Raw genomic sequence first — 25,393 nt, forward strand, 5'->3', positions numbered from 1 at the left:
CGGCTCAACGGAAGGCGGCGCAGGGATCGGGGCGCTCCGCCGCCGGGGCCGAGATCACCTCGTCAAATCCGCTCGCAAGCGGCGCGCCGTCCTCGGTCTGGCCCAGCACGTATACCGTCAGATCGGGAGCGACGCGGGCAAGATAGGCGGGCATGCCGTGGTCGCGCCGCGCATGGCCGTTGCCGGTGATGACCGCCACCGGTCCACCGGTCTCTTCCATCGCCCGGACCACGGCGCGCGCCAGCACCGCGTCGCGCAGCCGCTGCACCGCCACCATGCCAGGCAGCGCCTCCTCGGGCAGGGCGTTGCAATGGGCTTCCTTCTGCATCGCCTCGCGCTCCGCCTGCTCCGCATCAGACAGCGGCTTGGTCAGACCATAGGCCGCGGCCCCTGGCCCAAACGCCTCTGCCGCGCCGACCTCGAACACGTCCCGCGCCGCTTCGCGCGGCACCTGCGCGCCGTAAACGGTGGCCTCGGGGGCGGCGGCAAAGATCGGGTGATACATGGAGAAATCCGGCCACCCGCTCTCGGCCCAGTCAAGCGCCTCTTCCATCGCATCCGCGTCGGCGATCAACGCGGGCGTCACGCGCGCCGCCTGCTCCGGCGTCAGCATCTCGAAGACGAGCGCGCGGGGCGCGAGCGCGGCCACGCGACGCGCCTGTTCGGCGTGGTGGGCGGGGTTGTCATGCACCTCGCCGAGGACCACAACGTCCTGCGCCGCCACCGGTAGGGCAACCAGGCTCAGGACAAACGCGAGGGCAAGGCGCAGGCTCATGCGAGCAGGTTCTGCACCTCGCCGGCGTGTCTTTCAAGATAGCGGCGCATTTTCTGGAACGCCGCCGCCTCGATCTGTCGCACCCGCTCCTTGCTGAGGTTGAGCTCCTCGCCCAGGCTTTCGAGCGTGCGGGGCGCCTCGCGCAGCTTGCGCTCGCGCACGATGAAACTTTCGCGCTCGCTCAGGTGGGTCATCGCCTCGGCGAGCCAGCCACGCAGCGCGCCCATGTCGAGATCGTGCTCGACACCCACATCGCCGCGCGCGCCCTCGTCCTCGATCGTGTCGATCCACTCGCGCCCGTCCTCCTCGGTGGATTGCGTGGCGTTGAGCGAGAAGTCGGAGCCCGACAACCGCCCTTCCATCATCTCCACGTCCCGAAGCGGCACGCCCACCTCGTGCGCGATCATCTCGCGCAGCTGGTAGCCGTCCAATTCCTCGCCATTGGCCATCGCCTCGCGCTCCAGCCGCGCCTGCACGCGGCGCATGTTGAAGAACAGCGATTTCTGGCTGGAGGTGGAACCGGTGCGCACCATCGACCAGTTGCGCATCACGTAATCCTGGATGCTGGCCTTGATCCACCACACGGCATAGGTCGAGAACCGCACGCCGCGGTCGGGGTCGAACTTGTCGGCAGCCTTCATCAGGCCCAGCCCTGCCTCCTGGATCAGGTCGTTCATCGGCGCCCCGTAGCGGCGGAATTTCGATGCCATCGAGATCGCCAGCCGCATATAGGCGTTGATGAGCCGATGCAGCGCCTGCTCGTCGCGATGGTCGCGCCACGCATAGGCAAGCGCGAGTTCGGTTTCTGCGTCCAGCATCTCCGCCTTCATCGCGGTGCGGGACATGGAACTTGTCTGCGGTGCATCGAGCGGCATGTGATCCCCCTGTCATGCGTCTGGTGCGGATGCGCTCTTTCCGAGCAATTCACTCAGTGCTACGCAGACAAGAGGTGATCGGATCACAATATGGAGAGTTTGTGACTCATGTTATCTCGGCTCAGCCTCGTTCTCGGCGGCGCGGCCTCTGGAAAATCCGTTTTCGCAGAGGGGCTTGTCGCCGCAGCGGGCGGTGCGAGGCTCTATCTCGCCACGGCCGAGGCGCATGACGCCGAGATGCGCGCCAAGCTCGACCGCCACCGCGCGCGGCGCGGCCCCGCGTGGCGCACGCTCGAGGCGCCTCGCGAGCTCGCCCCGGCGCTCGGCGCGGCGCGGACGAACGAGGTGGTGCTGCTCGACTGCGCGACCATGTGGCTGTCCAATCACCTGCTGGCCGACAGCGATATGGCCGAGGCCGAGGCCGCGCTGTTCGACGCACTCGACGCCTGCGCGGCGCCGGTGGTGGTGGTCTCCAACGAGGTCGGCCTGTCGGTGGTGCCCGAAAACGCGCTGGCGCGGCGGTTTCAGAACGCGCAGGGCGCACTCAACCAACAGCTCGCAGCGCGCGCGGGGCTGGTGGTCAACGTCATCGCTGGCCTGCCGCAGGTGCTCAAGGGACACCTGCCATGAGCCGCGTCTTCTGGGTCCGGCATGGGCCCACCCATGCGACCGGCATGGTCGGCTGGTCCGACCTGCCCGCCGATCTGGGCGATACCACCCGGCTCGCACGGCTCTCGGCACACCTGCCGGGGGACGCGCTGGTGATCTCCTCCGATCTCGCCCGCGCGCGGGCCACCGCCGACGCCATCGCGGGTCCGCGCCCGCGGCTCAACGACGACCCGGACCTGCGCGAGATCCACTTCGGCGACTGGGAATTGCAGCCCTTCGACACCATCCCCGACCAGCCCCGCCTGCGCGCCTTCTGGGACGCGCCGGGCGATGTGCGCCCGCCCGGCGGCGAAAGCTGGCACGAGGTATCCGCCCGTGTCGGGGGTGCGGTCGCGCGCCTGCGCGCGGCGCATCCCGGGCGCGATATCGTCGCCGTGGCGCATATGGGCACCATCCTGACACAGGTGCAGGCGGCGCTCGGGATCACGGCCTACGAGGCGTTCGGCCACCGCATCGACCCGCTGTCGGTGACAGACCTGCAGTGGCACGGGCAGGGCTGGCGGGTCGGGAGCGTGAACCACTGCCCGTGAAACGGCGCCACGCAGTGAATACGCGCAAAATTTGCACCCTCATCAAGCCAAACGCACCTGATTCTCAACAACAAGAGAATATTTTCCGTTGCCACACGCGCGTTTGATCGCAAAGTATGGTCGCAGGACAGTCCCCTATCGACGCGAACCACGGGGCTGGTCTAGGCTTAAGACGCAAACGGCCCGTTCAAAGGCCGGCTTGGGGAGACACGACGGCATGTACGGGCTGATCGCACGGCGTTTCGCGCTCGGTCTGGTGACCGTGTGGCTGGTGTCCGTCATCATCTTTCTCGGGGTCGAGGCGCTGCCAGGCGATGCCTGCACCGCCATCCTCGAACGTGACGCCCATGGCGAGGCGCTCGCTGCCTGCCGCAAGGCGATGGGGCTCGATACCCCCGCCCTCGCCCGCTATGCCGAGTGGGCGGCGGGTGTCGTGCAGGGCGATTTCGGCATGTCGGCGGGCGGACAGGAAAGCATCGCCCAGATGGTCGGCTACCGGGTGCGCAACTCGCTGCTGTTGGCAGCGGGTGCGCTGGCTGTCGGCATCCCGCTGGCGATCACGCTGGGGGTGGTGGCGGGGCTCACCCGCGACCGCTGGCCGGATCTCTTGTTTTCCACCGGCGTGATCCTCGCCATGACGATCCCTGAATTCGTCGCCGCGACGGTGCTGATCCTCGTATTCGCCATCTGGCTGGGATGGGTGCCCGCCATCGTGCTCACCCCCGCCGACGCGCCGCCGCTGGAGTTCTTTCCCGAGTTCATCCTCGCCTCGACGGTGCTGACCATGCTGATGATCGCCCACGTGATGCGGATGATCCGCGCCTCCGTGATCGAGGCGATGGCCTCGGACTACGTGCAGATGGCCACGCTCAAGGGCGTGCCCTACTGGCGAATCGTGTTCCGACACGCGCTGCCCAACGCGCTGCTGCCCGCGATCAACGTGATCGCGCTCACCGTGGCGTGGCTCCTGGGGGGCGTGGTGGTGGTGGAGGTGGTGTTCAACTATCCCGGCCTCGGTCGCCTGCTGGTCGATGCCATTTCCGACCGCGACCTGCCGGTCGTGCAGGCGATCACGATGATCGTCGCGGCGACCTATGTCGGCGTGAACCTCGTGGCCGACATCCTCAGCCTGGCGCTCAACCCGCGCCTGCGCAGCCACCGCGCGAGGCAGCGATGAGCGGCGCGGCGCTCTCTACCGCCGGGCGCGCGCGCGGCGTGCTGCGCGACATGATGGCGCGACCCTCGGGGGCGATCGGGCTGACGCTGGTGACACTTCACCTTGCGCTGGCGCTCGCGAGCCCGTGGATCGTGCCCTACGATTACAAGTCGATGGACGCCACCGGTACTCTTACAGGGCCCTCGGCGGCGCATTGGCTGGGCACCGATCACCTCGGGCGCGACGTGCTGACCCGCGTCATGCTGGGCGGGCGCGAGGCACTGGTCATCACCGGCATCGCCACGCCGGTGGCGATGATCTGGGGCGGGCTCACCGGCGTGTGGCTCGGGCTGCGCGGCGGCTGGCCGGACGAGGTGGCGATGCGGGTGGTGGACGCATTCCTCGCCCTGCCCGGCATCCTGCCGCTGCTGGTGCTCATCACCGTCTTCGGCACCGGCGGCGAGGTGCTCCTGCCCACGCTTGCCTTCTTCTTCGGCATCCCGGTGATCCGGGTGGCGCGCGCCGCCGCGCACGAGGTGGTGGCGCGCGATTTTGTCTCGGCGGCGCGGGCGCGCGGGCATCGCCCGTTCGATATCGTGCGCCGCGAGATCCTGCCCAACGTCACGGACACGCTGCTGGTGGAGGGCGCGATGCGCTGGTCGTGGATGCTCCTGGGCTTCTCGGCGCTGTCGTTCCTCGGTTTTGGCGTGGCCCCGCCGCGCCCCGATTGGGGGCTGATGGTGTCGGATGCACGGGTCTACATGTCGCTGGCGCCGCTGGGCGTGATCGCGCCGGTGGTCGCACTTTCGACGCTCATCATCGGCATCAACCTCACCGCCGACGCGCTGGCCAAGACGCTGGGGCTGGACCGCAGCCGCAAGGCAGTGATCTGAGATGAGCGCACAGCCCCCCCTCATCGACATTTCCGGGCTCAGCGTGGGCTTTCGCGGGCGGTCAGGGGCAATGCTGCCGGTGCTGCACGAGGTCGATCTGGCGGTCTGCCGGGGCGAGAGCGTGGGCATCGTGGGCGAGAGCGGCTCGGGCAAGAGCACGCTGGCACTGGCGGCGATGGGCTACCTGCGCCACGGGCTGGCGCGGCTGGGTGGCGCGGCGCGGTTCGACGGGCAGGACATGTTCGCCCTCGCGCCCCCTGCCCTCGCGCGCATCCGCGGCGGCAAGCTGGGCCTGATCCCGCAGAACTCCGGGCAGGCGCTGACACCCACGCAGCGCATCGGCACGCAGATCGCCGAGGCGCTGCGCCTCCATTGCGACCACGATCCGGCCACCCACCGCACACGCGCGCGCGACCTGCTTGCGCAGGTGCGTCTGCCCGATCCCGACACGATCCTCACCCGCTACCCGCACGAGCTCTCGGGCGGGCAGCAACAGCGCGTGGCCATCGCGATGGCACTGGCGGGCGAGCCCGAGGCCCTGCTGCTCGACGAGCCCACCACCGGGCTCGACGTGACCACGCAGGCCCATATCCTCGCGCTGCTGCGCGGGCTGGCGCGCGAGCGCGACATGGCGATGGTCTATGTCAGCCACGATCTCGGTGTGATCGCGCAGGTTTGCGACCGGGTGCATGTGCTCTACGCGGGCGAAACGGTGCTCGCGGGTCCGGCGAGGTCGGTGCTGACCGCACCCTCGCATCCCTACGCGGCGGCGCTGCTGGCGGCGATCCCCCGGCTCGGCGCGCGCACCCTGCCCCGCGCACTCGATGGGCGACCGCCCACGCCCGACATACCGCGAACGGGCTGTGCCTTTGCCCCGCGCTGCGCCCTCGCGACCGATGACTGCCGCGCCGCGCCCCCGCCGATGGCCGAGACACGCGACGGCCAGCGCGCGCGCTGCCTCTATCCCGAAAAGGTGGCCCCGCCCACCCCATCGGAAAGCACCGCGCCCGGCGCAGCAACCGACGGCCCGCCGCTTCTCTCCACACGCGCGCTCTCGGTGCGCTATGACAACCCCGGCCTTCTGGCACGGCTCCGTGGTATCCCCCGCCCCCCGGCCACGGTCGAAGGCATAGACCTCACGCTCCGGCACGGCGAGACGCTCGGCCTCGTGGGCGAATCGGGTAGCGGAAAATCCACCATCCTGCGCGCGATCGCCGGGCTACTGCCGCCCGCCAGCGGGCGGATCGCGCTGGAGGACGGAACCGATCTGGCCACCTCGGCAGAACGCCGCCGCCCCGAAACCCTGCGCCGCATCCAGATGATATTCCAGAACCCCGACGAGAGCCTCAACCCGCGGCAATCCGTGGGCGACATCCTCGCCCAGCCCCTGCGCCTCTATTTCGGGTTGCGCGGACAGCCCTGCCACGACCGCGCCGCCGAATTGCTCGAGACCGTGCGCCTCGGCGCGCACTACCTCGACCGCCTGCCGGGGCAGCTCTCGGGGGGCGAGAAACAGCGCGTGGCGGTGGCGCGCGCCTTTGCCGCCGGGCCCGAGGCCGTGCTGTGCGACGAGATCACCTCGGCGCTCGACGTCTCGGTGCAGGCCGCCGTGCTCGAATTGCTGGGCGATCTCAAGGCGCGCCACGGCACCGGTTTCATCTTCGTCAGCCACGACCTGACGGTTGTGCGCGCGCTATCGGACCGGGTGGCGGTGCTCTACCAGGGGCGGATCTGCGAGGCGGGGCCGACCGAGGCGGTCTTTGCCCCGCCCCACCACCCCTATACCGATGTCCTGCTCGGCGCGGTGCTCGCCCCCGATCCCGACCACGCACCGCGGCTTCTGGCCGAGGACGCAGTCGAGCTTGCGCCGCCCGCACGGGGCTGCCCGTTCCAGCGGCGCTGCCCGGTGAAACGCGGCGCCATCTGCGAGACCGACACGCCGCCCGCACGGCAGACGGCGGACGGCCACGTCATCCATTGCCATATCCCGCTCGACGAACTGCACGCGCATGATGCGGCGCAGGCGAAATCCTGAAAGGATCTCGATCCGCTTTCATTGAATGAAAGCAGGGCCCGAAACGCGAAAAGCCCGGCCAGATGGCCGGGCTTTCCTGTCTCGTCTGACCGAGGTGATCAGTCCTCGCGGCCCTCCGGCGTTTCCACGAAGTTGTCGAACACGTCGTCGGCGCTCACATCGTCATCCACGACCGGCGCGGCCAACGCGGCGGCGGCTTCGGCCTCCTCGCGGCGGGCCTCGATCACGACGTTGTCGCGGCTCTGGGCGACGCGGCGCACCTCTGCCGTGGCCCGGCCCGTGCCCGCCGGGATCAGGCGCCCGACGATCACGTTCTCCTTGAGCCCCACGAGCCGGTCACGCTTGCCCTGCACCGAAGCCTCGGTCAGCACGCGCGTCGTCTCCTGGAACGACGCCGCCGAGATGAACGAGCGCGTCTGCAACGACGCCTTGGTGATGCCCAACAGGATCGGCGCGCCGGTGGCAGGACGTCCGCCACGGGCCTCGGCCTTGGCATTGGCCTCTTCGAACTCGACCTTGTCGAGATGCTCGCCCTTGAGCAGCGTCGTGTCGCCCGACTCGTCGATCTCCCATTTCTGGAGCATCTGGCGCACGATGACCTCGATGTGCTTGTCGTTGATCTTGACGCCCTGCAGACGATAGACCTCCTGCACCTCGTCGATCATGTAGTTGGCCAGCGCCTCGACGCCCAGGATCGCCAGGATATCATGCGGCGCCGGGTTGCCGTCCATGATATAGTCGCCTTTCTGGACATAATCCCCCTCCTGCACCGGGATGTGCTTGCCCTTGGGCACCATGTATTCCACCGGCTCGCGGCTGTCGTTGGAGGGCTGGATACTGATGCGGCGCTTGTTCTTGTAGTCCTTGCCAAAGCGCACATAACCGTCGATCTCGGCGATGATGGCGTGATCCTTGGGCCGGCGCGCCTCGAACAGTTCCGCCACCCGCGGCAGACCGCCGGTGATGTCCTTGGTCTTGCCGCCCTCGCGCGGGATGCGCGCCACCACGTCGCCCGCCTCGACGGTCTCGCCGTCCTCGACCGACAGGATCGCATCGACGGACATCGGGTAGATCACCGGGTTGCCCACGTCGTTGCGCACCGGCTCGCCATCCGCTCCGATGATGAAGATTTCGGGTTTGAGCTCGTTGCCGCGCGGTGCCGCACGCCAGTCGGTCACGATCTTCTGGGTCATGCCGGTGGCCTCGTCGGTGACATCGCGCACGGCGACGCCGGTGACGAGATCGACGAACTTGGCCTTGCCGGGCTTCTCGGCGAGGATCGGCAGGGTGTAGGGGTCCCACTCAAACAGCTTCTGGCCACGAGTGATGCGCTCGCCTTCCTCGACGAACAGCTTGGTGCCATAGCCCAGCTTGTGCCCGGCAAGCTCCACGCCGGCATCGGACATGATGCGCAGCTTCATGTTGCGGCCCATCACCAGTGTCTCGCCACGCGAATTGACCAGCGTTTGCGCGTTCTCGAACGCGATCACGCCCTCCTGGCTCGATTCCTGGAACGATTGCTGCCCGCCCTGCGCGACACCGCCGATGTGGAAGGTCCGCATGGTAAGCTGCGTGCCCGGCTCGCCGATCGACTGCGCGGCGATGATGCCCACGGCCTCGCCGATATTCACCAGCGTGCCGCGTGCCAGATCGCGCCCGTAGCACATGGCGCAGACACCGTCATCGACCTCGCAGGTCAGCGGCGAGCGCAGGCGCACGGTCTGCACCGCCGTTTCGTCGAGTATGTCGGCCATGCGCTCGTCGATGAGCTGACCGGCAGAGACCAGAACCCGGCCCGATATCGGATCGACGATGTCATCGGCGGCGACACGACCGAGGCTGCGCTCGGCGAGCGAGGCGATTACCTCGCCGTCATTGACCGCTGCCTCCACGGTGATCGCGCGTTCGGTTCCGCAATCGTGCTGGCGCACGATGCAGTCCTGCGACACGTCCACCAGACGACGGGTCAGGTAGCCCGAGTTCGCCGTCTTGAGCGCGGTATCGGACAGGCCCTTACGCGCGCCGTGGGTCGAGTTGAAGTATTCGAGAACGGTCAGGCCTTCCTTGAAGTTCGAGATGATCGGCGTCTCGATGATGTCGCCCGAGGGCTTGGCCATCAGGCCGCGCATGCCCCCCAGCTGCTTCATCTGCGTGACCGAACCACGGGCACCGGAGTGGGCCATCATATAGACGCTGTTGGGTTCCATCACGCCGCCGTCTTCGTCGCGCTTCTCGGCGGAAATGGCGTTCATCATCGCCTCGGTCACCTTGTCGTTGCACTTCGACCAGGCATCGACGACCTTGTTGTACTTCTCGCCCTGCGTGATGAGACCGTCCATGTACTGCTGCTCGAATCCCTTCACGAGCGTGCGGGTCTCCTCGACGATTGGCCATTTCTGCTCGGGGATCACCATGTCGTCCTTGCCAAAGGAAATCCCGGCCTTGAACGCCTCGCGGAAACCCATGGTCATGATCTGGTCGCAGAAGATGACCGATTCCTTCTGCCCGCAATAGCGGTAGACGGTATCGATGATCTGCTGCACCTCCTTCTTGCGCAACAGCCGGTTCACCAGGCTGAACGGCGCCTTGGCGTTGGGCGGCAGCAGCGCGCCGAGCTTGGCACGGCCCGGGGTGGTCTCGACGCGGGCAAAGGTCTCGTTGCCCTCCTCGTCGATCTGCGGGGCACGGACGGTCACGCGCGCGTGCAGGTGCACCTCGCCCGCGTCGAGCGCATGCTGCACCTCATCGAGCGACGAGAACACCATGCCCTCGCCCTTCATCCCCTCGCGCTCGAGCGTCACGTAGTAAAGCCCGAGGATCATGTCCTGCGACGGCACGATGATCGGTGCGCCGTTGGCGGGGCTGAGCACGTTGTTGGTGGACATCATCAACACCCGCGCCTCGAGCTGGGCTTCGAGGCTCAGCGGCACGTGCACGGCCATCTGGTCGCCGTCGAAATCGGCGTTGAACGCGGCACAGACCAGCGGGTGAAGCTGGATCGCCTTGCCCTCGATGAGCATCGGCTCGAACGCCTGGATGCCCAGCCGGTGCAGCGTCGGTGCGCGGTTGAGCATCACCGGGTGTTCGCGGATCACCTCGTCGAGGATGTCCCACACCTCGGGGCGCTCTTTTTCCACGAGCTTCTTGGCCTGTTTCACCGTGCTGCTGAGGCCCTTTGCCTCCAGCCGCGAGTAGATGAACGGCTTGAACAGCTCCAGCGCCATCTTCTTGGGCAGGCCGCACTGATGCAGCTTGAGCTCCGGGCCGGTCACGATCACCGAGCGACCCGAGAAATCGACCCGCTTGCCCAGCAGGTTCTGGCGGAAACGGCCCTGCTTGCCCTTGAGCATGTCCGACAGCGACTTGAGCGGGCGCTTGTTGGCGCCAGTGATGACCCGACCGCGGCGGCCGTTGTCAAACAGCGCGTCCACCGCCTCCTGCAGCATCCGCTTTTCGTTGCGCACGATGATGTCGGGCGCGCGCAGCTCGATCAGCCGCTTGAGGCGGTTGTTGCGGTTGATGACCCGGCGATAGAGATCGTTGAGGTCCGAAGTGGCAAAACGGCCACCGTCCAGCGGCACAAGCGGGCGCAGTTCCGGCGGGATGACCGGCAGCACCGTCATGATCATCCATTCCGGGCGGTTGCCGGATTCGAGGAAGGATTCCACCACCTTGAGCCGCTTGATGATCTTCTTGGGCTTGAGCTCTCCGGTCGCTTCCTTGAGATCGGCGCGCAGCGTCTCGGCCTCGTTCTCGAGGTCGATATTGGCCAGCATCTCGCGGATCGCCTCGGCGCCGATATTGGCGGTGAAGGCGTCCATGCCATAGGCGTCCTGCGCGTCCATGAATTCTTCTTCCGACAGCATCTGGCCATAGGTCAGATCGGTCAGGCCGGGCTCGATCACCACGTAGTTCTCGAAATACAGCACCCGTTCCAGATCGCGCAGCGTCATGTCGAGCATCAGACCGATGCGCGACGGCAGCGATTTCAGGAACCAGATATGCGCGCAGGGCGCGGCCAGTTCGATATGGCCCATGCGCTCGCGCCGGACCTTTTGCAGCGTCACCTCGACACCACATTTCTCGCACACGACGCCGCGGTACTTCATGCGCTTGTACTTGCCGCACAGGCATTCGTAATCCTTGATCGGGCCAAAGATGCGCGCACAGAACAGGCCGTCACGCTCGGGCTTGAACGTCCGGTAGTTGATGGTCTCGGGCTTCTTGATCTCGCCATAGGACCAGCTGAGGATACGCTCGGGGCTGGCAAGGCTGACCTTGATTTCGTCGAACACCTTGGCCGGGGCCGCGGGGTTGAACGGGTTATTCGTGAGTTCCTGGTTCATTTTAAAATCCTTAGAGGCTGGCGGTAGAGAGAGGAACAGCGCCGTCTTCTTGCAAAGAAAACGCGCCGGACCCTTTCAAAGGGTCCGGCGCGCGGCGCTTACTCATCCTCCTCCGCATCCAGGAGTTCCATGTTGAGGCCGAGACCCCGCACCTCTTTCACGAGCACGTTGAACGATTCCGGCACGCCGGCCTCGAAATTGTCCTCGCCTTTCACGATGCTCTCGTAGACCTTGGTGCGGCCCGCCACGTCGTCGGACTTGACGGTGAGCATCTCCTGCAGCGTGTAGGCGGCGCCATAGGCTTCCAGCGCCCAGACCTCCATCTCGCCGAAGCGCTGGCCGCCGAACTGCGCCTTGCCGCCCAGCGGTTGCTGGGTCACCAGGCTGTACGGCCCGGTCGAGCGCGCATGGATCTTGTCGTCCACCAGGTGGTGCAGCTTGAGCAGGTACTTGACGCCCACGGTCACCGGTCGCGAGAACTGCTCGCCCGTGCGCCCGTCAAAGAGCTGCGACTGGCCGCTCTCGTCAAAGCCCGCACGCTTGAGCGCGTCGTTGACATCGGGCTCCTTGGCGCCGTCAAAGACCGGCGTCGCGATCGGCACACCGCCAGTCACGTTGCTCGCCGCCTCGACAAGAGCACCCTCGTCCATGCCGGCGATGCCCTCCTCGTAGACCTCATCGCCATAGGCGATACGCATCGCCTCGCGCACCGGGGTCAGATCGCCGCTGCGGCGATAGTCCTTGAGCGCCTCGTCGATCTGCAGCCCAAGGCCGCGCGCGGCCCAGCCCATATGCGTCTCGAGGATCTGGCCCACGTTCATCCGGCTGGGCACGCCCAGCGGGTTGAGGCAGACATCGACCGGCGTACCATCGGCGAGGAACGGCATGTCCTCCATCGGGATCACCTTGGAGATCACGCCCTTGTTGCCGTGGCGCCCGGCCATCTTGTCGCCGGGTTGCAGCTTGCGCTTGATGGCGATGAAGACCTTGACCATCTTCATCACGCCCGGCGGCAGGTCATCGCCGCGGCGCACCTTCTCGACCTTGTCCTCGAAGCGGGCCTCAAGCGTGCGCTTCTGCACCTCGAACTGCTCGTGCAGCGCCTCGACCACCTGTGCATCCGCCTCGTCCTTGAGCGCGAGCTGCCACCACTGGCCGCGGGTCAGCGTGCTGAGCAATTCCTCGGTGATCTCGGAATTGGCCTTGACGCCCTTGGGCCCCTTGACCGCCACCTTGCCGAGGATAAGCTGCTGAAGACGCGCGTAGATGTTGCGCTCGAGGATCGCCATCTCGTCATCGCGGTCACGCGCCAGACGCTCGACCTCCTCGCGCTCGATCTGCAGCGCACGCTCGTCCTTTTCCACGCCGTGGCGGTTGAACACGCGCACCTCGACCACGGTGCCGAAATCGCCCGGCTTGACGCGCAGCGAGGTGTCGCGCACGTCGCTCGCCTTCTCGCCAAAGATCGCGCGCAGCAGTTTTTCCTCGGGCGTCATCGGGCTTTCGCCCTTGGGGGTGATCTTGCCCACCAGGATGTCGCCGGGCTGCACGTCGGCCCCGATATAGACGATCCCCGCCTCGTCGAGGTTGCGCAGCGCCTCCTCGCCCACGTTGGGAATGTCGCGGGTGATCTCTTCCGGTCCCAGCTTGGTGTCGCGGGCGGCAACCTCGAATTCCTCGATATGGACAGAGGTGAACACGTCGTCGCGCACGATCCGTTCCGAGATCAGGATCGAGTCTTCGTAGTTGTAGCCGTTCCAAGGCATGAACGCGACGATCACGTTCTTGCCCAGCGCCAGCTCACCCATGTCGGTGCAGGGGCCGTCGGCGATGACCTCGTTCTTTTCGACCGTGTCACCCACCTTGACCAGCGGACGCTGGTTGATGCAGCTGTTCTGGTTCGAGCGCTGGAACTTGCGCAGCCGGTAGATATCGACACCGGGATCGCCGATCTCGAGATCCTCGGTGGCGCGCACCACGATGCGTTGCGCATCCACCTGGTCGATCACGCCCGCGCGCCGCGCCATGATGGCTGCGCCGGAATCCTCGGCCACCTTGCCCTCGATGCCGGTCCCCACGAGCGGCGCCTCCGAGCGCAGGGTCGGCACCGATTGCCGCTGCATGTTCGAGCCCATGAGCGCGCGGTTGGCGTCGTCGTTTTCCAGGAACGGGATCAGCGAGGCAGCCACGGAGACGAGCTGCTTGGGGCTCACGTCGATCAGGTCCACGTGCTCCACGGGGGCGAGCATGTATTCGCCCGACCGCCGCGTGTTGACCATCTCGTTGACGAACCTGCCATCCTCATCGAGCGTCGCGTTGGCCTGCGCCACGGTGTGGCGCATCTCCTCGGTGGCGGACATGTAGACCACCTCGTCGGTGACCTGCCCGTTCTCGACGCGGCGATACGGGGTCTCGATAAAGCCGTACTTGTTGACCCGCGCGAATGTGGCGAGGCTGTTGATGAGGCCGATATTCGGCCCTTCCGGCGTCTCGATGGGGCACATGCGGCCGTAATGGGTCGGGTGCACGTCGCGCACCTCGAACCCCGCCCGCTCGCGCGTCAGACCCCCCGGCCCGAGCGCCGAGAGGCGCCGCTTGTGGGTGACCTCCGACAGCGGGTTGGTCTGGTCCATGAACTGCGACAGCTGCGAAGAGCCGAAAAATTCACGCACAGCCGCCGCCGCGGGCTTGGCGTTGATGAGATCCTGCGGCATCACGGTGTCGATCTCGACCGAGCTCATCCGCTCCTTGATCGCGCGCTCCATCCGCAGAAGACCCACGCGATACTGGTTCTCCATCAGCTCGCCCACCGAACGCACCCGGCGGTTGCCGAGGTGGTCGATATCATCGACGTCACCCTTGCCGTCGCGCAGCTCCACCAGCGCCTTGACACAGGCCACGATATCGTCGCGGTCCAGCGTGCGCTGCGTGTCGGGCTTGTCGAGGTTGAGGCGCATGTTCATCTTGACGCGGCCCACCGCCGAAAGATCGTAGCGGTCGGAATCCGCGAACAGCGTGTCAAAGAGTGCCGTCGAGGCCTCCTCGGTGGGCGGCTCGCCGGGGCGCATCACGCGATAGATGTCCATCAGCGCGCTCTCGCGGCTCATGTTCTTGTCCACCGCCATCGTGTTGCGGATGTAGGGGCCCACGTTGATCCCGTCGATGTCGAGCACCGGGATATCGGTGATCCCGGCGTCGAGCAGCGCCTGAAGCGTGCCGCCGGTCACGGTGCCGTCCTTGTCGTACTCCAGCGTCAGCTCATCGCCCGCCTCGACATGGATCGCGCCGGTTTCCTCGTCGATGATGTCGCGCGCAACGAACTTGCCCACGATCTGGTCGAAGGGCACCAGCAGGTTGGCAACCTTGCCCTCGTCGATGAGCTGCTTGACGGCGCGCGGCGTGACCTTCTTGCCCGCTTCGCAGATGACCTCGCCGGTCTTGGCGTCCACCAGGTCATAGGTCGGGCGCGTGCCGCGCACCCGCTCGGGGAAGAACTTGGTGACCCAGCCCTTCTTCTTCTTCAGCTTGTAGTCGACGGTGTCGTAATAGGCATTCATGATGCCTTCCTGATCGAGACCGAGCGCATAGAGCAGCGTCGTCACCGGCAGCTTGCGGCGCCGGTCGATGCGGGCATACACGATGTCCTTGGCGTCGAACTCGAAATCGAGCCACGAGCCGCGATAGGGGATGATGCGGCAGGTGAACAACAGCTTGCCCGAGCTGTGCGTCTTGCCCTTGTCATGGTCGAAGAACACGCCAGGGCTACGGTGCATCTGGCTGACGACCACGCGCTCGGTGCCGTTGACGATAAAGGTGCCGTTATGCGTCATGAGCGGCATGTCGCCCATGAACACGTCCTGCTCCTTGATATCCTTGACGGATTTCGCGCCGGTATCCTCGTCCACATCGAACACGATCAGCCGCAGCTTGACCTTGAGCGGCGCGGCATAGGTCATGTCGCGCTGCATGCACTCCTCGACGTCGTATTTCGGCTTCTCCAGCTCGTAGCTGACGAATTCGAGCACGCTGGTCTCGTTGAAATCCTTGATCGGAAAGGCCGATTGAAAGACGCCCTTGATCCCCTCGCCGTCCTGCGGCTCCGGCTGGTCGCCGGAATTAAGGAACAGGTCATACGAGGATTTCTGAACCTCGATGAGGTTCGGCATCTCCAGAACTTCACGAATCTTGCCGTAATACCTGCGCAAACGCTTCTGGCCGAGGTAGGTCTGAGCCATGATTGATCTCACCTTTCGTTTCTCACCGGCCGCCTACGCTGTCGGGCTACAGCGCCGCGGTCTTCCGAGAGGGCGGGGCGATCCATTCCCGGCCTCTGTCCCACCAGAGGCCTCCCGATCGCACGAACCTCGCCTGAAAGAACCCCCGGCACGGCCAGGGCCTCTCTGAGACAGGTTCGGCCGGGCCCGGATTTTCCGGGCCCAGCCTATGGTCATGCCACACGTTGTGCGGCGATCACTTGAGTTCGACCTCGGCGCCGGCTGCTTCCAGCTTGCCCTTGATCTCTTCGGCTTCGTCCTTGGAGACCTGCTCCTTGACGGCCTTTCCACCGGCCTCGACGAGGTCCTTGGCTTCCTTGAGACCAAGGCCCGTGATCGCGCGGACCTCCTTGATGACGTTGATCTTCGACGCACCGGCCGATTTCAGGATCACGTCGAATTCGGTCTGCTCCTCGGCGGCTTCGCCACCGGCGTCGCCTGCGGGGCCGGCCATCATGACCGCGCCGCCGGCGGCGGGCTCGATGCCGTACTCGTCCTTGAGGATGGTTTTCAGTTCTTGTGCTTCGAGAAGCGTCAGACCGACGATCTCTTCCGCGAGTTTTTTCAGATCAGCCATTGTTCAGCTCTTTCCGTATCTAGATGTGTTCCAACGTCGGGGCACCGCCCCACACGCGTTTGACAGTTTGCCTCAGGCCGCTTCGGCCCGTTCCTCGATCGTCGAGAGGATGCTCGCGATGTTCGAGGCAGGTGCGCCAATGGCCCCCGCGATGTTCGAGGCAGGTGCGCCGATCATGCCTGCAATCGTCGCGATGAGCTCATCGCGCGACGGCAGTTTCGACGTGGCCTCGACACCGGCACGGTCCAGAGCCGTGCTGCCCATTGCCCCGCCAAGGATCTCGAATTTCTTGTTATCCTTGGCGAAATCCTCGGCCACCTTGGCTGCTGCCACGGGGTCCTCGGAAAAGGTCAGCACGGTCATGCCCGAGAGGTAGTCAGCAATGCTTGCGCACGGCTTGCCCTCAAGGGCGATCTTGGCGAGCCTGTTCTTGGCGACGCGGACCGATGCCTCGGCCGCACGGGCACGGGCACGAAGATCCTGCATCTCGGCAACTGTCAGACCCGTGTAGTGGGCAACCACCACGACGCCAGAGCTTTCGAAGATCTGGCCGAGTTCATCGACCACTTTCTCTTTCTGGGCTCTATCCACAGTTTCACTCCAAATCTGGGGGTTTCCCCCCGGCTCAGTTGTGCCACCCTCCGTGGGGCGGCGTTCGGGTCCAATGTCAGGGTCCCGAGGCCAAGATCACCCGAGAGCGAATGCCGCCGCCGGAAATCTCATCTCGTTCCCCATCTCGGGAAGGATTTATTCACCGCGGCTGCGATGAACCCTCCGTCTCGGACAGGACAGGGCCGGGATACGGCCCCGCCATTCGGCCCGGATCACCGATCCGGGCGCGAATTCTTACTCAACAGCGGCGCTGTTGATGTCGATCGACACGCCCGCGCCCATCGTGGACGACAGCGAGATCTTCTTCACGTAGGTGCCCTTGGCCCCCGCCGGCTTGGCCTTCTGCACGGCAGAGACAAAGGCGCGCACGTTCTCGGCCAGCTTCTCGGCGTCGAACGACGCCTTGCCGACGCCCGCGTGCACCACACCGGCCTTCTCGGCCTTGAACTGCACCTGTCCGCCCTTGGCGTCCTTGACGGCCTGCGCCACGTCCATCGTCACCGTGCCGACCTTGGGGTTCGGCATCAGGTTGCGCGGGCCCAGCACCTTGCCCAGACGGCCCACGACGGGCATCATGTCAGGCGTGGCGATGCAGCGGTCAAACTCGATCGTGCCACCCTGGATGGTTTCCATCAGGTCCTCGGCACCCACGATGTCGGCGCCCGCGGCCTGTGCTTCCTCGGCCTTGGCCCCACGGGCAAAGACCGCCACGCGCACCGTCTTGCCGGTGCCGTTGGGCAAGCCCACAACGCCGCGAACCATCTGGTCCGCGTGGCGCGGGTCGACGCCCAGGTTCAGCGAGATTTCAACCGTTTCGTCGAATTTCGCGGTGGCGTTGCCCTTGATGAGAGCGACCGCGTCCTCGACGCTGAGATTGTCCTTGCCAGCGGCAGCTTCGCGCAGCGCGCGGGTCCGTTTTCCAAGCTTTGCCATCACTTCACCTCGATGCCCATGGAGCGCGCGCTGCCCAGAATGATCTGCATGGCCGCCTCGACAGAATTTGCGTTGAGATCCTGCATCTTGGCTTCGGCGATCTCGCGCACCTGCTTGGTGCTCACGGTGCCCGCGGTGGCACGGCCCGGGGTCTTGCCGCCGGATTTCAGCTTCGCCGCCTGCTTGAGATAATGCGACGCCGGCGGCGTCTTGATCTCCATGTCGAACGACTTGTCCTGGTAATAGGAAATCACCGTCGGGCATGGTGCGCCGGGCTCCATTTCCGCGGTACGCGCGTTGAACGCCTTGCAGAATTCCATGATATTGATGCCGCGCTGGCCCAGTGCCGGGCCGACGGGCGGGCTGGGATTGGCTTGCCCGGCTTTCACCTGCAGCTTGAGCTTCCCGATCAGTTTCTTGGCCATATGGCCTCTCCTTCGCTTCCAACACCGTCGGGGCGCGCCCCTCCGGCTCTTGCGTTGTGTGGTCCGGTCCGGCGGCCGCGGCCGCCTCGCCTCCCACGGCTCACATCGTCAGGTCTGCTTGGTGACCTGCGTGAATTCCAGTTCGACCGGCGTCTCCCGGCCAAAGATCGACACCGACACCTTCAGACGCTGGTTGTCGTCGTCCACGGCCTCGACCATCCCGTCGAAATCCTCGAACGGGCCGTCGTTGACCTTGACCCTCTCGCCGATCTCGAAATGGATCAGCGTGCGCGGGCTCTCCTCGCCTTCCTGAACGCGGTTGAGGATCGCGTTCACCTCGGCATCGCGCATCGGCATCGGGCGCCCTTGCGGCCCCAGAAAGCCCGTAACCCGGTTGATCGAGTTGATCAGGTGATAGCCCCGGTCCGACATCTCCATGTGCACCAGCACGTAGCCGGGCATGAATCGCCGCTCGGCGGTGACCTTCTTGCCGCGGCGGATCTCGATCACTTCCTCTGTGGGTACCAGAACCTCGTCGATCTCGTCCTCGAGACCGGTATCGGCGACCGATTGCCTGATCTGCTCGGCGATCTTCTTCTCGAAATTCGAGAGAACGCTCACCGAGTACCACCGCTTTGCCATCGCCGATCCATGCCCTTGTATTCACCGGCTTCGCGCCGTGTTTCCTTGAACTTTCAAGCGGCTGCAGCCGCCATCCCCACAATGAAAAGCGGCGCGCAACACGAATCGCCGCGCGCCAACATCCGGAGTGTGGGGCGAACTATCCCCGTTTCGTGCTGATTTCAAGGCCTTTCTCGCCGCCGACACGCCCCTCGCGACGATCGCTCACCCGAATATCCCCAGAATGCCCTGCAACCCGCCGCGGATCGCCAGATCGACCAGCGCGAAGAAAATCGCCGTCAGCGTCGCCATGATGAACACCATCACAGTGGTCAGAAGCACCTCGCGCCGGGTGGGCCAGACCACCTTGGCCACTTCCGAGCGGACCTGCTGAATGAACTGGAGCGGGTTGGTTTGAGCCATCTGCACGGTCTTTCCTGAAATCGTCATGGCGGGACATACGCGGGCCACGCGCCGAGTTCAAGGGCAGAGCACCGCCTCAGCCGCGCAGGTCGTGCAGCCGGTCGAACGGATCGGGACGCGCCTCGGGCATCTCTTCTTCATCGGTGTCCCCGCGCGCGCCACGTCCATCGTCGCGCCGCGCAAAGAGCCGCGCCGCGCGTTTCCGCGTTCGTTCGAGGATCTCGGGGCCGAACAGCGCCACGCAGGCCAGGCCGATCACGAACGCCGCGAACAGCGCGACGAGCACCCCCTTCGGCCACGCGAGCACCACCACAAAGGCCGTGCCCCACGCCGCGTGCACCGCGCCAGGCCGCCACGACCACAGCCGCGCCAACGCACCGCGCGCGCCGCCCGTTCCGCGCCTCCCGTGCCCGTGCGCCTGCTGCTCCGCCGCGATCTCGTCGGGCAGCACGAGTTCGGGCAGCCCCGCACGCACGCGGCGCTTGCGGTCCTCGCGCATCAGCTTTTCGATGGTGTGCATGGCGTTGCGCACGGCGATCTCCGTGGTCGCCGCGTCCTCGGGCGTCCGGCCCTCGTATTCCTCGAGACCGGCAGCGAAATGGTCGGCAGGGGCGGTCCCCGATTCCATGCGATATGTCATGACGGCAGCACTCTTCATCCCGTTCCACGCCCCCACGCGGATCGGCATATAGCGCAAGGCCCATGCCGATTGGTGGCGTGGATGGGGCGCAAATGTGGCACAAACGTGGCAAACTCGGGTCAAAACTGTGGAGATTCGCATTTTCACCACAGTTTAGACGTATTCTCCATGATCGTGGGCCGGTCCGCGGCGGTCTCAGGCATAGGTCGCGCGCGCGAATTCCGGGCGCGTCAGCGGCAGGAAATACAGGTCCACCTGCCAGAACATCCGGTCGCCGGGCCGCCACAGCGGATCAGACATGTCGGCCACACCGAAGCCGCGCTCGCGCATCAGGGCGACCATCTCGTGAAACAGCAGCGCCTCGGGCGCGATGCGAAAGCCGTAGGTCTCGATGATGACCAGCGCGGCCTCTTTCAGGCACCGCTCGGCCCCCTCGAGGATCGGCACCTCGTAGCCATGCGTGTCGAGCTTGATCGCAAACGGCCCGTCACCCGCGCTCACCACGTCGTCAAGCCGCACCGCCTCGACCTCGAGCGCCGCCTGCCCCTCGCCGGGTTCGGCCTTGCCGCCGAACGGGTCGTCGGCGTTGAAGCGCACCATGCCCGCCCGGTCGCTTGCCGCCGCCATAACAAAACGGGTGCGCGGATGGGTGGCGCAGAACGACTCCAGCGCCGGACGATGGTGCGGGTTGGCTTCGACCAGCACGTAATCGCAGGGAGGCAAATACTCCATCGCCTGCGCCGACCAGCGCCCGTCAGAGGCCCCCACGTCGATCACCGTCCCGATGTCGAGCCCGCCGCGCCCCGCGATCCGCTTCATCGCCGCGCGCATGTGGGTGCGCTTGCCCTCGTGGACACGCCGCCGCAAAGAATGGGGAATGGCGCGCTTCAACAGTTGTTTCATGGGCGGCCCCGGGATGAGAATACGGGCCGTTTAGCCAATCGGCCCCGCGCGCACAAGCCAGCGCAGCCGTAGCGCGGCGAAATGCGAGAGCGGGAGGAAATGGCAGGGGCAGCAGGGTTCGAACCCGCGACCTACGGTTTTGGAGACCGTCGCTCTACCAGCTGAGCTATACCCCTATCGTGGCGGCGGTGTTATTGTCTTTCGTCCGCTCCGTCAAGCGGGCGCGCGGCGGAAATCGGGGCGCGGCAGGCCTCGGTCAGACCGCCGAGAAAGGCGCGGCAGACCGGGCTCGGGCTGCGCCCCTCCCGCAGCACCACGCCCACCTCGCGCTCGGCCGCCGAATCCGCCAGCGGCAGCGCCACCAGGTCCGGCGTCAGCGACACCGTGGCCAGCTGCGGCAAGAGCGTCACCCCCGCCCCCGCCCGCACCAGCGCCAAGAGCGAAATGACGTTGCGCGCCCGCAGCGTCGAAGCGGCGACCAGCGCCCGGTACTCGTCCGCCACGATCGCCGCCGCGGCGTTGTTGCCGATGATCCGCTCCCCCGCAAGCTCGGTCCAGCCCAACGGGTGCGCCCGCGCCGCCAGCTTGTGACCCCGCCGGCAAACCAGCCGGAACGGATCGCGAAACAGCGGCGCAAAGCTCAGCCCCGCAGCGGGGGCCGCCACACCCGCGATGCCCAGCTCGACCGTGCCATCCGCGACCATCGCGTGCACGCTGCGGCTGTCGGTATCGACCAGTTCGATCGTCACGCCGGGCCGCGCATCGAGAAACTCCGCCAGAAGCCCCGGCAGCAGTTCGGCGGCAACCGAGGGCACCGACGCCAGTTGCAGCCGCCCCTGCCGTCCCGTTGCCACCGCCTCGATCCGCTCCAGCGCGCGGTCGTGCTCGCGCAGCATCTCGGCCGCGATCCCCCGCACCTCCGCGCCCAGCGCGGTCAGCCGATTCTTGCGGTCGCTCTCGAACAGCGGCGCGCCGAGGTCCTGCTCAAGGCTCTTGAGCGTCATCGAGACCGCCGAGGGCGTGCGATAAAGCCGCGCCGCCGCGTCGCGGATATTGCCGCAATCCGCGACATGCACGAAAACGCGCAGGGAGGTGATGCCGATCATACGCCCATATTTCAGATTAACTGAAGTTCATTCAAGTTAAATTCGATTGACCTTATCTCTCCTCCTCCACACTCTCGGGTCGTTGCAAAGGGGGGCCCGCGTGACGGCACAGCATCTGGATCTCGACACCATCGAAACCCTGGCGCGCGACGCACTTCTGCGCGCCGGAGCCTCACCCGCGCAGGCGGCCCCGGTCGCGCGCTCCACCCGGCTCGCCGAACGCGACGGCATCCGCAGCCACGGCCTCATGTACGTACCCGTCTATGCCGAGCATCTGCGCTGCGGCAAGGTTCTGGGCGACGCCGAGCCACAGCTCACACAGCCCCGCCCCGGCGCGGTGCGGGTCGATGCCGCGCACGGCTTTGCCCATGCCGCCATCGACGCGGGCTGGCCCGCCTGCACCGCTGCCGCCCGCGATCAGGGCATCGCGGCGATGTCCGTGCACCGCTCCTACAATTGCGGCGTGCTGGGCCACCATGCCGAGCGGCTGGCCGGGGACGGGCTGGTGGGCCTCTGTTTCACTAACGCCCCCGCCTCGATGGCCCCCACCGGCGGCCACCGCCCGGTGATCGGCACCAACCCCTTCGCGCTCGCCGTGCCCGACGATGCGGGCGGCGCACGGCTGGTCATCGACCAGTCCGCCAGCGCCATCGCGAAATCCGAGATCGTGCTGCGCGCGCGCCAGGGCGAGCCGATCGAGCCGGGCTGGGCGCTCGACTCGAGCGGCAACCCGACCGAGGACGCCGAGGCCGCGCTCGCGGGATCGATGCGCCCCGCGGGCGGGCAAAAAGGCTTCGGCGCGGGGCTGATGGTCGAGATCTTCGCCGCCGCCCTCTCCGGCGGCAATCTCGGCCTCGACGCCAGCCCCTTCTCCGGCCCCAAGGGCGGGCCGCCCGGCACCGGGCAATTCTTCATCGCGGTGGACCCGGCGGCATTCTCCGGCGACGCCTTCGGCCCCGCCATGGCGCGGCTGGCCCAAAGCATCGCCGAACAAGATGGCGCCCGCCTGCCCGGCGCCCGCCGCGCCGCCAACCGCGCCCGCATCGAGACCGAGGGCGTCGCCGTACCCCAAGAGCTACTGGACCGGATCGCGGCGGCCTGAGGCCCCGCGACAACCAAAAGGACGAGCATGACCAACGAGACCCGCAATTTCATCGCAGGCGACTGGCAGGACGGCGCAGGCACCGTCGAGAATCGCAACCCGTCCGACCTTTCGGACATGATCGGCCACTACGCGCAGGCCGACGCGGCGCAGCTCGACGCCGCACTTGCTGCGGCCCGCAAGGCACAGGCCCAATGGGGCGCCACCGGCCCGCAGAAACGCCACGACGTGCTCATGGCCATCGGCACCGAGCTGATGGCCCGCGCCGGGGAAATCGGGGCCATGATCGCCCGCGAAGAGGGCAAGCCGCTGGCCGAGGGCAAGGGCGAGACCTATCGCGCCGGGCAGTTCTTCACCTATTTCGCCGCCGAGGCGCTCCGCCAACTGGGCGACACCGCCGATAGCGTGCGCCCGGATATCGAGATCGACGTGCGCCGCGAGCCGGTGGGCGTGGTGGCGATCATCAGCCCGTGGAATTTCCCCATCGCCACCCCCGCGTGGAAGATCGCACCCGCCTTGGCCTTCGGCAACGCCGTGATCTGGAAACCCGCCAACCAGACACCCGCCAGCGCCGTGGCACTGACAGAGATCATCGCGCGGCAGGACCTGCCCGGGGGGCTGTTCAACCTCGTGATGGGGCCGGGGCGCGAGGTGGGGCAGCGCTTGGTCGAGAGCCGAGGCGTCGACGCCATCAGCTTTACCGGATCGGTCCCGGTGGGGCGCGGTATCGCCGCGGCGGCGATGGTCAACATGACGAAAATCCAGATGGAAATGGGCTCCAAGAACCCGATGGTGATCTGCGATGATTGCGATCTCGATCTGGCGGTGGCGCATGCGGCGAACGCGGCCTTTGGCGGCACCGGGCAGAAATGCACCGCCGCATCGCGGCTGATCGTGCAGGACGGCATCCATGACGCCTTCGTCGAGAAACTCACCGCCGCCACGCAGGCGCTCAAGGTCGGTCACGCGCTCGAGGAGGGCACGCAGATCGGCCCGGTCGTCAGCGAGGGGCAACTCAGCGGCAATCTCGATTACATCAAGCTGGGCCAATCCGAGGGCGCAGAGCTTCTCTGCGGCGGTACGCGGCTGGAGCGCCCGACCGACGGCTATTACATGGCCCCCGCCGTGTTCGCGGGCACCGACAACGCCATGCGTATCAACCGCGAGGAAATGTTCGCGCCCGTCACCTGCATCCTCAAGGCAGGCAGCTATGACGAGGCCCTGCAAATGGCCAACGACACCGAATTCGGCCTGACCGCGGGGATCATGACCCGCTCGCTCGCCCGCGCCACGCATTTCCGCCGCAACGCGCGCGCGGGCTGCGTGATGGTCAACCTGCCGACCGCCGGCACCGATTACCACGTCCCCTTCGGCGGGCGCGGCGCGTCGAGCTATGGCCCCCGCGAACAGGGCCGCTACGCCGAGGAATTCTACACCACGGTCAAGACGTCCTACATCCATTCGGGGGTGCCCGCATGACACCGCCCCGCATCGACGCCCTGCAATATGCCAACTGGTCAGAGACAATCTTTCGCCAGATGCGCGCGGGCAATGTCGATGCGGTGCATGTCACCATCACGTACCACGAGAATTTCCGCGAAACGGTGCTCAACATCGAGGCGTGGAACCGCTGGTTCGAGCGCTACCCCGACCTGATCTTCCAGGGCTTCACCGCCGATGACATCGCGCTGGCCCAAGCGACCAATCGCACCGCGATTTTCTTCGGCTCGCAGAATCCCTCCTGCATGGAGGACGATATCGGCCTTGTCGAGGTGCTGCACCGGCTGGGCCTGCGCTTCATGCAACTGACCTATAACAACCAGTCGCTTCTGGCGACGGGATGCTACGAGGCCGAGGATACCGGCCTCACCCGCATGGGCCGCGAGGTGGTGACCGAGATGAACCGCGTCGGGCTTGTCGTGGACATGAGCCATTCCGGCGACCGCTCCACGATTGAGGCCATCGAGCACTCCACCCGCCCCATCGCCATCACCCACGCCAACCCCGCAAGCTGGCATCCCGCCCTGCGCAACAAACCCGACCGCGTGCTCGACGCGCTGGCGCAAAGCGGCGGGATGCTAGGCTTTTCGCTCTACCCCCATCACCTCAAGGGCGGCGGCGACTGCACGCTCGCGGAGTTTTGCGAGATGGTCGCGCGCACCGCCGAGCGGATGGGCACCGACCGCGTCGGCATCGGGTCGGACCTGTGCCAGGATCAACCCGACAGCGTGGTGGACTGGATGCGCGCGGGCCGCTGGACGAAACGCCGCGACTTCGGCGAGGGCAGCGCCGACAATCCCGGCTTTCCGCCGATGCCTGCCTGGTTCCGCGACAATCGCGATTTCGGGCAAATCGCCCAAGGGCTGCGCGCCACCGGCATGAGCGAGACGGAGGTGACGGGCATCATGGGCGGCAACTGGGCACGCTTCTTCGCCGAGAGCTTCGGCAGCCTCGCCCCCCGCCACAGGGAGGCCGCGCAGTGAGTTGCGAGCGCCGCA

The 25,393-nt window shown here is 66.5% G+C and carries 21 protein-coding genes and 1 tRNA gene; 8 read left to right on the forward strand and 14 right to left on the reverse strand.

The features are described 5' to 3' along the window. Positions 1-4: 4 nt before the first annotated feature. Together C6W92_RS03145 and C6W92_RS03150 are read right to left on the reverse strand one after the other, a co-directional pair. Positions 5-775, reverse strand: a complete 771-nt coding sequence (locus C6W92_RS03145) for a ChaN family lipoprotein (protein WP_129431610.1) — start codon at positions 773-775, stop codon at positions 5-7. Beyond that, positions 772-1,650, reverse strand: a complete 879-nt coding sequence (locus C6W92_RS03150) for an RNA polymerase factor sigma-32 (protein ID WP_129431611.1) — start codon at positions 1,648-1,650, stop codon at positions 772-774. Before C6W92_RS03150 ends, C6W92_RS03145 begins: the two co-directional genes overlap by 4 nt. Before the next feature lie 108 nt (positions 1,651-1,758). Between C6W92_RS03150 and cobU the strand changes: the two genes are divergently transcribed. The 5 genes from cobU (at position 1,759) to C6W92_RS03175 (ending at position 6,933) form a co-directional block, all read left to right on the forward strand. Then, complete coding sequence (cobU, locus tag C6W92_RS03155) at positions 1,759-2,280, forward strand: bifunctional adenosylcobinamide kinase/adenosylcobinamide-phosphate guanylyltransferase (protein WP_129431612.1); 522 nt, start codon at positions 1,759-1,761, stop codon at positions 2,278-2,280. After that, a complete protein-coding gene (locus tag C6W92_RS03160; protein ID WP_129431613.1) occupies positions 2,277-2,849 on the forward strand; it encodes a histidine phosphatase family protein in 573 nt (190 codons plus the stop codon). The genes cobU and C6W92_RS03160 overlap by 4 nt, the downstream gene beginning before the upstream one ends. 217 nt (positions 2,850-3,066) lie before the next feature. Beyond that, positions 3,067-4,026, forward strand: coding sequence for an ABC transporter permease (locus C6W92_RS03165; RefSeq protein WP_104017447.1), 960 nt, complete (start codon positions 3,067-3,069; stop codon positions 4,024-4,026). Continuing rightward, entirely contained in the window at positions 4,023-4,898 is an 876-nt protein-coding gene (locus C6W92_RS03170) for an ABC transporter permease (protein WP_104017446.1), read from the forward strand. Before C6W92_RS03165 ends, C6W92_RS03170 begins: the two co-directional genes overlap by 4 nt. A gap of 1 nt (position 4,899) precedes the next feature. Next, positions 4,900-6,933 (forward strand): ABC transporter ATP-binding protein, encoded by a 2,034-nt coding sequence (locus C6W92_RS03175; RefSeq protein ID WP_129431614.1) that lies wholly within the window; start codon positions 4,900-4,902, stop codon positions 6,931-6,933. A gap of 98 nt (positions 6,934-7,031) precedes the next feature. On the opposite strand, the gene rpoC is transcribed toward C6W92_RS03175, so the two are convergent. From rpoC to C6W92_RS03235, 12 genes are all read right to left on the reverse strand, one after another. Next, positions 7,032-11,279 carry a DNA-directed RNA polymerase subunit beta' gene (gene rpoC, locus C6W92_RS03180; protein ID WP_129431615.1) on the reverse strand — a complete coding sequence of 1,416 codons (4,248 nt, stop codon included), beginning with the start codon at positions 11,277-11,279 and terminating at the stop codon, positions 7,032-7,034. 98 nt (positions 11,280-11,377) lie between these two features. Next, on the reverse strand, positions 11,378-15,514 hold the full coding sequence (gene rpoB / locus C6W92_RS03185) for a DNA-directed RNA polymerase subunit beta (RefSeq protein ID WP_129431616.1): 4,137 nt from the start codon (positions 15,512-15,514) through the stop codon (positions 11,378-11,380). Positions 15,515-15,749: 235 nt separating this feature from the next. Then, positions 15,750-16,130, reverse strand: coding sequence for a 50S ribosomal protein L7/L12 (gene rplL, locus C6W92_RS03190; protein ID WP_104017442.1), 381 nt, complete (start codon positions 16,128-16,130; stop codon positions 15,750-15,752). A 72-nt stretch (positions 16,131-16,202) separates the two neighbouring features. Beyond that, positions 16,203-16,721: a 50S ribosomal protein L10 gene (gene rplJ, locus C6W92_RS03195; protein WP_129431617.1), complete on the reverse strand. Its 519-nt coding sequence runs from the start codon at positions 16,719-16,721 to the stop codon at positions 16,203-16,205. A gap of 255 nt (positions 16,722-16,976) precedes the next feature. Next, positions 16,977-17,675, reverse strand: coding sequence for a 50S ribosomal protein L1 (gene rplA, locus C6W92_RS03200; protein ID WP_129431618.1), 699 nt, complete (start codon positions 17,673-17,675; stop codon positions 16,977-16,979). Beyond that, the gene (gene rplK / locus C6W92_RS03205; RefSeq protein ID WP_129431619.1) at positions 17,675-18,100 is read right to left on the reverse strand and encodes a 50S ribosomal protein L11; all 426 of its coding nucleotides are present in this window, start codon (positions 18,098-18,100) and stop codon (positions 17,675-17,677) included. The genes rplA and rplK overlap by 1 nt, the downstream gene beginning before the upstream one ends. 108 nt (positions 18,101-18,208) lie before the next feature. Then, positions 18,209-18,742, reverse strand: coding sequence for a transcription termination/antitermination protein NusG (gene nusG / locus C6W92_RS03210; RefSeq protein WP_104017438.1), 534 nt, complete (start codon positions 18,740-18,742; stop codon positions 18,209-18,211). Between the two features lie 204 nt (positions 18,743-18,946). Next, positions 18,947-19,144 (reverse strand): preprotein translocase subunit SecE, encoded by a 198-nt coding sequence (secE, locus tag C6W92_RS03215; protein ID WP_129431638.1) that lies wholly within the window; start codon positions 19,142-19,144, stop codon positions 18,947-18,949. 76 nt (positions 19,145-19,220) lie between these two features. Next, a complete protein-coding gene (locus C6W92_RS03220) occupies positions 19,221-19,841 on the reverse strand; it encodes a hypothetical protein (protein WP_129431620.1) in 621 nt (206 codons plus the stop codon). Positions 19,842-19,979: 138 nt separating this feature from the next. Continuing rightward, a complete protein-coding gene (locus tag C6W92_RS03225; RefSeq protein ID WP_129431621.1) occupies positions 19,980-20,687 on the reverse strand; it encodes an FkbM family methyltransferase in 708 nt (235 codons plus the stop codon). Positions 20,688-20,787: 100 nt separating this feature from the next. Next, positions 20,788-20,863, reverse strand: a tRNA-Trp gene (locus tag C6W92_RS03230). Between the two features lie 15 nt (positions 20,864-20,878). Continuing rightward, on the reverse strand, positions 20,879-21,793 hold the full coding sequence (locus tag C6W92_RS03235; protein ID WP_129431622.1) for a LysR family transcriptional regulator: 915 nt from the start codon (positions 21,791-21,793) through the stop codon (positions 20,879-20,881). 100 nt (positions 21,794-21,893) lie between these two features. On the opposite strand from C6W92_RS03235, the gene C6W92_RS03240 reads away from it, so the two are divergent. From C6W92_RS03240 to C6W92_RS03250, 3 genes are read left to right on the forward strand one after another with little or no spacing between them, the layout of a single operon-like run. Then, a complete protein-coding gene (locus C6W92_RS03240; RefSeq protein WP_129431623.1) occupies positions 21,894-22,895 on the forward strand; it encodes an Ldh family oxidoreductase in 1,002 nt (333 codons plus the stop codon). A gap of 27 nt (positions 22,896-22,922) precedes the next feature. Continuing rightward, a complete protein-coding gene (locus tag C6W92_RS03245) occupies positions 22,923-24,374 on the forward strand; it encodes an aldehyde dehydrogenase family protein (RefSeq protein WP_129431624.1) in 1,452 nt (483 codons plus the stop codon). After that, the gene (locus C6W92_RS03250) at positions 24,371-25,378 is read left to right on the forward strand and encodes a membrane dipeptidase (RefSeq protein WP_129431625.1); all 1,008 of its coding nucleotides are present in this window, start codon (positions 24,371-24,373) and stop codon (positions 25,376-25,378) included. The genes C6W92_RS03245 and C6W92_RS03250 overlap by 4 nt, the downstream gene beginning before the upstream one ends. Positions 25,379-25,393: the final 15 nt, after the last annotated feature.

Source organism: Roseovarius sp. A46 (assembly GCF_004126395.1).
GTDB lineage: Bacteria > Pseudomonadota > Alphaproteobacteria > Rhodobacterales > Rhodobacteraceae > Roseovarius > Roseovarius nitratireducens.